Source organism: Bradyrhizobium sp. ORS 375, from assembly GCF_000239775.1.
In the GTDB taxonomy this organism is placed as follows: Bacteria; Pseudomonadota; Alphaproteobacteria; order Rhizobiales; family Xanthobacteraceae; genus Bradyrhizobium.
In genome coordinates this window covers 1-6,413 of the sequence record NZ_CAFI01000451.1, presented here as the reverse complement: position 1 = coordinate 6,413, position 6,413 = coordinate 1, and the positions used below count along the sequence as shown (strand labels likewise).

Annotated in this window: 5 protein-coding genes; 2 read left to right on the top strand and 3 right to left on the bottom strand. The window is 68.1% G+C overall.

Going from position 1 to position 6,413, the window contains the following annotated elements:
- The first annotated feature begins 7 nt into the window (after positions 1 to 7).
- A complete protein-coding gene (locus BRAO375_RS30130) occupies positions 8 to 1,372 on the top strand; it encodes a M23 family metallopeptidase (RefSeq protein WP_175345396.1) in 1,365 nt (454 codons plus the stop codon).
- Between the two features lie 159 nt (positions 1,373 to 1,531).
- Here the strand turns inward: BRAO375_RS30130 and metC are convergent, their stop codons facing one another.
- Positions 1,532 to 2,695, bottom strand: a complete 1,164-nt coding sequence (gene metC, locus BRAO375_RS30125; RefSeq protein ID WP_009031207.1) for a cystathionine beta-lyase — start codon at positions 2,693 to 2,695, stop codon at positions 1,532 to 1,534.
- A 152-nt stretch (positions 2,696 to 2,847) separates the two neighbouring features.
- On the bottom strand, positions 2,848 to 3,975 hold the full coding sequence (locus BRAO375_RS30120; RefSeq protein ID WP_009031206.1) for a pyridoxal phosphate-dependent aminotransferase: 1,128 nt from the start codon (positions 3,973 to 3,975) through the stop codon (positions 2,848 to 2,850).
- A gap of 110 nt (positions 3,976 to 4,085) precedes the next feature.
- On the opposite strand from BRAO375_RS30120, the gene BRAO375_RS30115 reads away from it, so the two are divergent.
- On the top strand, positions 4,086 to 5,522 hold the full coding sequence (locus BRAO375_RS30115; RefSeq protein WP_009031205.1) for an aminotransferase-like domain-containing protein: 1,437 nt from the start codon (positions 4,086 to 4,088) through the stop codon (positions 5,520 to 5,522).
- Positions 5,523 to 5,553: 31 nt separating this feature from the next.
- On the opposite strand, the gene BRAO375_RS30110 is transcribed toward BRAO375_RS30115, so the two are convergent.
- Positions 5,554 to 6,413 (bottom strand): LysM peptidoglycan-binding domain-containing protein (locus tag BRAO375_RS30110; RefSeq protein WP_035643093.1); only part of this gene is annotated, 860 nt, incomplete at its 5' end.

Genomic DNA, 6,413 nt, shown 5'->3' with positions numbered 1-6,413 from the left:
AGTGCCGATGTCGCATCGTTCCGGCCATCACGCCGAATATCCCCAACACCATCCTCATGACCGCGGGCACGCCCATCATCGGCGCGCGCCCGCGAGCCATCCGGCCCCTGCTCCGGCGTCCGCCGCCTCGCAGAGCGACTACACGCTGGTGCATGCCGGCAAGCAGGTGCGCATCGGCCCGGTCGTGTTCTGGATCGTGGTCGGCACCGTCAGCCTGCTCGGCATCTGGTCGGCGGCGACCGCGACCTATTTCGCGTTCCGCGACGACGTGCTGACACGGCTGATCGCGCGCCAGGCCGAGATGCAATACGCCTATGAGGACCGCATCGCCGAGCTGCGCGCCAAGGTCGACCGCGCCACCAGCCGCCAATTGCTCGACCAGGAGCAGTTCGACCAGAAGCTCGACCAGATCCTGAAGCGCCAGACCGCGCTCGAAGGCCGCGCCACCGCGCTCGGCAGCATGCCCGACATCACCGGCTCGATCCGCGCGCCGGCTCGCGCCCCGGCGATCGAGCCGCCGTCGTCACCGGCCACGCCCAAGCCGTCGCCGATCAGCGACACCGTGATCTTCACCGCGCCCCCCGACCGCGAGGCGCGGCTCGAATCACGCAGCCCCATCCCGGCCAACGTGCAGCCGAGCCAATCCACCAAGCTCGCCGGCGTCGACAACGTGCTGACCCGGCTGACGCGCTCGCTCGACCAGGTCGAGGCGCGGCAGGTGGCGATGCTGGCCTCGGCCGAGGAGACGCTGGAATCCAAGCTGCGCCGGATGCGCGGCGTGATCACCGATCTCGGCCTCGACATGGGCCAGCTCGAAGCCGCGACGCCGAAGGGCGGCATGGGCGGCCCGTTCGTTCCGGTCAAGCTCGGCGCCGAATCCGGCCCGTTCGAGCGCCAGCTCTATCGCATCAGCATCACCCGTGCGCAGGTCGAGAAGATGAACCGCACGCTGTCGCTGGTGCCCTATCGCAAGCCCGTCATCGGCGAGGTCGAGTTCACCTCGGGCTTCGGCGTGCGCTCCGATCCGTTCCTCGGCCGCCCCGCGATGCACACCGGTCTCGACTTCCGCGCCGCGACCGGCGATCCCGTGCGTGTCACCGCCAATGGCAAGGTCGTCAACGCCGGCTGGGCCGGCGGCTATGGCCGCATGGTCGAGGTCGACCACGGCAACGGCCTCTCCACCCGCTACGGCCATCTCTCCGAGATCAACGTCAAGATCGGCCAGCAGGTGAAGATCGGCGACATCATCGGCGAGGTCGGCTCCACCGGCCGCTCGACCGGCCCGCATCTGCACTACGAGACCCGGATCGACGGCGAAGCCGTCGATCCGCAGAAATTCCTGCGCGCGGGCATCCGGTTGAGCGCGGGTTAGCAGGCGTTGCTGAGTTGGGCTTCGCCCATCAGCGAAACACCTGCACCTTGAGCCCAAATCTCTCCCCTCGTCATTCCGGGTTCGCGCTACGCGCGCCCCCGAATGACGGGCACGGAGATCAGTCGTCACGCTCGCAAATCGCGCGCGGTATCGATCGCCTCACGCCACTAGCGCATCCAGAAACCGCGACAGGTCCTCCCAGAGCTCGCCCGGCTCTTCGAGCCCGATGCTCAGGCGCACCAGACCTTCGGCTGTATTCCACGGCCGCACCGTGCGATCCGCCGTGACATCCATCGGCGCGATCAGGCTGTGGGTGCCGCCCCAGGAGGCGCCGATCGCGAACAGCCTGAGATGGCCGAGCGCAGGAGTGATCCGCGCCGCAAACTCCGGCTTGATCACGACGCTGAACACCGCGCTCGACCCCTTGAAGTCGCGCAGAAACACCTCGTGCCCCGGACAGGACGGCAGCGCCGGATGCAGCACGCGCGAGACCGCTGGCGCAGCCTGCAGGCGCTCGGCAAACTCCCGCGCGACGCGGCCGGAATGGGCCATGCGCACGCCCATGGTCTCGATGCCACGCAGCGCCAGCGCCGCCTCGTCCGGCGACACGCCGATGCCGAGCACGCCGAGCACGTCCTTGAGCGCCTGGCGCAAGGCGAGGTCCTTGACCGTGATCGAGCCGAGCAGCAGGTCGGAATGGCCGCCGACATATTTGGTCAGCGCCTCGACCGCGACGTTGACGCCATGCGCCAGCGGCTTGAACAGCAGCGGGCTCGCCCAGGTGTTGTCGCAGCCGGTGAGCACGCCCCGCGCCTTCGCGGCGCGGGCGATCGCCGGCACGTCCTGCACCTCCATCGTGCCCGAGCCCGGTGACTCCAGCCAGATCAGCTTCGTGCTGGCATCGACGAGATCGGCGATGCCGCCGCCGATCAGCGGATCATAGACCTCATGCGCAATCCCGCGCGACGCGAGATACCCGGCGCAGAGGTGACGCACCGGCGGATAGACGTGATCGGGGATCAGCACCTTGTCGCCCGGCTTGAGCACGGCGAGCATCGTGATTGCGACCGCGGCCTGTCCAGACGGCACCAGCACGGTGCGCTCGCCGCCATGCAGCGCGGTGATCTGCGCCTCCAACGTCCGCGTCGTCGGCGTGCCGTGCAAACCGTAAGTGTAGCCGTCGAGCCCGCGCTCGGCGCGCCGCGCGAAATCCTGCGGATCGTCATAGACGATCGTCGAGGCACGATGGGTCGGAACCGCCAGCGACTTGAAGCCGTCGTGGGACACGGCAGGATGCTGAACGCAGCGGGTGAGATCGTGCATGAAAACCTCGCAGGACGAAGATTGCCAATATCGTAGCGCAATCGTGCGGCCAGAACATCTCCACAACAGAGCGGAATCAATCCAGGGTCGCAGGCGCGCCCCTGGATGGCTCGCTTCGCTCGCCATGACGGATCCACCGTCCTTCTAACCGCCTATGTCAGCGCCTGCGAGACGCGTTGCAGCGCCTCGTCCAGCTCCGGCAACGCAAGCAGGCCAAAGCCGAGACGGAACACCCGCACCTCGTCGCCGAACCAAGAGCCTGGTGCGACGCGCGTGTCGCGTGCCGCAAGCTCGCGATGAAACCGCGCGACGGCCGCGTCGTCGAACACCTGCGGCCTTAGCCTGACGCAGCACAGCGCGCCGGCGTCCGGCCTGATCCATTCGATCAGCTGACCATGGGCGGTCGCGAATGCGGCGGTGCGCGCGAGCGCAGCGGCAAGATGACGACGCCGCTCTTCCAAGATCACGTCGAGGTTCCGCATGATCCGCAGCGCGATCGCCTCATCCACCACCGAGTTCGAGATCGTCATGTTGAACTTGGCGAGCAGCAGCTGCGCGCGCAGCGCCGCATCGCGCGTGATCACCCAGCCGGTACGGATGCCCGGCGCACCATGGCATTTGGAGAAGGACGCACAGCTGACGATGCGCCGATCCTGCGCGACGACGCTCGGGCGCGGCTCCGCCTCGCCATGCACCGCCTCACGATAGGTCTCGTCGACCAGCAGGAACGCCTCGGGACAGATCTCATCCATCGCCGCGAGCACCTCGCGCAGTTCGGCATCGGACAGCGCGACACCGGACGGATTCTGCGGCGAGGCCAGGCTGACCAATCGCGTCCGCGCTGTCAGCAGCGATCGCAGCCGGTCGACATCGAGACGATAGCCGTCATCGAAATGCAGCGGCAGATCGATCACGCGCAGGCCGACTGACGCAAGCACGTTGCGCGCATTGGGAAACACCGGTCGTCCGATCACGACCTCTGCACCCGGCTCGGTCAGCACGAAGGCCATCAGGAACAGCCCCTGCATGCCGCCGACGGTGGTGATGACGTCGTCAGCTCCGACCCCGTGTCGCGTGGCAATGAGCTCCCGCAGCCCGGCGTGGCCCTCGGTCGGACCGTAGCCCAACGCAAGATTCTCAAGCTCATGGCTGAGTTCGCCCGACAGCAACTGGCCGAGCCTGAGGTCCGGGCCAACGCTTTCGGCCAGATCGTAGCGGACCGGCTGCGACGTCAGGCTGATGATGTCGTTGTGCGGAAAACGGTTGGGCACGTGGGTCATGACGAAACTCCGGATTGGCGCAGGCAAGATGCTACAGCCCGGAGACCTCTCATGACAGATACAGACGATCCTGATTGCCACCGGTACAGATCTAGGATTGGATGATCTGTATGGACCAGCGCACGCCCTCCCCGCCGCTCTACGAAACCCTCGCTGCCGGCGTCACGACGCTGATCGATAATGGCCTGCTTCGTCCGGGCATGCGCGCGCGGTCGGTGCGCGCCTTCGCCGCTCAGCATGGCGTCAGCCTGACCACGGCAGTGCAGGCCTATCGCCTGTTGGAGGATCGCGGCGTGCTGGAGGCGCGGCCAAAGTCCGGCTTCTACGTCACGCAGCGGAGCCACCGGCAGCGCGAGTTGCCGACAGCCTCGCAGCCGCCGCAGCGGGCGAGCACGGTTGCCGTCTCCAATCCCGTCTTCAGCGTGCTCTCTTATGCTGGCGACCCGTCCTATGCGCCGCTGGGCTGTGCTATCCCGAGCGCCGGCCTGCTCGCGGCCGAGCGGCTCGACCGTCACCTCGCCCGCTGCGCCCGCGTTCATGGCCGCCACTACAACATCTATGCCGATCCGCATGGCGATGCCGAGCTGCGCGGCCAGATCTCCGCGCGTGCGCTACGCCTCGGACATGCGGTGCCGCCCGAGGGCGTGCTCATCACCAATGGCTGCACCGAGGCGCTGAACATCGCTCTCAGCGTCACCACTCGGCCGGGCGATACGGTCGCGATTGAATCGCCGACCTATTTCGGCCTGCTGCAGGTGCTCGAAGCGCGCGGACTGCGTGCCTTGGAGCTGCCGACCGACCCGACCAGCGGCGTCGACGTTAAAGCGCTCGACAAGGCGCTCGGCAAACGCCGCGTCGCCGCCTGCCTGCTCGCCTCGAGCTTCAATAATCCGCTGGGCTCGCGTATCGACGATGCGAGGAAGGTCGCTATCATCCGCGTGCTCACGCGCTACCGCGTGCCGCTGATCGAGGACGACATCTACGGCGACATCAGCTTTGGCGACGACCGTCCACGCCCGTTCGCCGCGATCAGCCCGACGGCCGATATCATTCTGTGCAGCTCGTTCTCGAAGACCATCGCGCCCGGCTATCGCATCGGCTGGCTCGCCGCCAACCGCCGCCACGATGAAATCCTCGCCGCGAAATTCGCGCTGTCACTGAGCGGCGCGGCGCTGCCGCAGAAGGCGATGGCCGACTTCCTGAAGTCCGGCGGCTACGACGCTCATCTGCGCCGCATCCGCAAGGTGTTCGCCGACAACATCGACCGCATGCGCCGCGTCGTCGACCGCAGCTTCCCCAGGGACACGCGGATGACCGACCCCAAGGGCGGCTTCGTGCTGTGGCTGGAGCTGCCGGATGGTTTCGACTCCGACACGCTCTATCAACGTGCCATTCGCGAGCGCATCTGCTTCGTGCCCGGCGGTCTGTTCACGGCCGGCAGAGGCTATCGCAACTGCCTGCGCCTGAGCTGCAGCCATGACTGGGACGCACGCGTCGAGCGCAGCGTTGCGCGGCTGGGCGAATTGGCTCACGAGCTGCTCGCCTAGCTCTCCAGCTCGCGCGAGCTCGCAATGCCGCCTACCGCTTGGCGGGCAGCACGAACACCTGGCCGGGATAGATCAGATCCGGCCGGCGGATCTGTTCGCGGTTGGCGCGGTAGATCACCGCATAGCGCGTGCCCTCGCCGAGCAGACGCCGGCTGATGTGCCACAAGCTGTCGCCGCGCGAGACGGTGATCGTCCTAGCGCCGCCGCGGGCGGGTGGCCCCGCCATGTCCTTGAGGTCGGCGGGCGACGCCGCCGCAAGCTGCGTACGCGCGCCGGGAACGCCCGCACTCCCGGGAGCGCTGCCGCTGCCCTGTCCGGCGGCTGCAGGCAGCGAGGCTGTCGTGAGCGCCTCCGGCACATTCAACGGCACTTCGGCACGCGCCTGAACGGTGCCCGTCTTGGCATCGACGTCGTCGAGCCGCAGCCGGTCCTTGCCGGACCAGGCGGCATCCTTGATCGTGGTCGCGACGCGACCATCTGCACCGGCCGTCGCCGTGCTGACAAGGCGGTCGTTGAGATAGATCCGCACGGTCGCGCCGGGCCGCGCTCGGCCGCTGACACGCAGGTTGCCGTTCGGCTCGAAGTCGACGGCCTCGACCGCGACGGCGAGCGGTGCCGATGCCGCCGGCTTCGACAGCACGCGCGTCGCCTGGTCCGGCGCGACCACCGCGACGGTCGCCGGCCGCTTGCTGGCCTCGACCGCCACGGCGACGCTCTGCTTGGACGACAGCTCGCGACCATCCGGCTGCTTGGCCCGCAACGTCAGCTCGAACGCTCCGGGGGGCAGCGGCGGCGGCACCATCGAGAACTGCCCCGAGCGATCGGCGACCACCCGGGCATGCGGCTCGCCATTGCGCAACAGCTCGACGGTGGCGCCGGGCGCCGCGCGGC

Bases quoted from the DNA above. Each gene is read 5' to 3' on its own strand.
- BRAO375_RS30130 (WP_175345396.1), top strand. From the start codon at position 8: ATGTCGCATCGTTCCGGCCATCACGCCGAATATCCCCAACACCATCCT.
- metC (WP_009031207.1), bottom strand. From the start codon at position 2,695: ATGCACGATCTCACCCGCTGCGTTCAGCATCCTGCCGTGTCCCACGAC.
- BRAO375_RS30120 (WP_009031206.1), bottom strand. From the start codon at position 3,975: ATGACCCACGTGCCCAACCGTTTTCCGCACAACGACATCATCAGCCTG.
- BRAO375_RS30115 (WP_009031205.1), top strand. From the start codon at position 4,086: ATGGACCAGCGCACGCCCTCCCCGCCGCTCTACGAAACCCTCGCTGCC.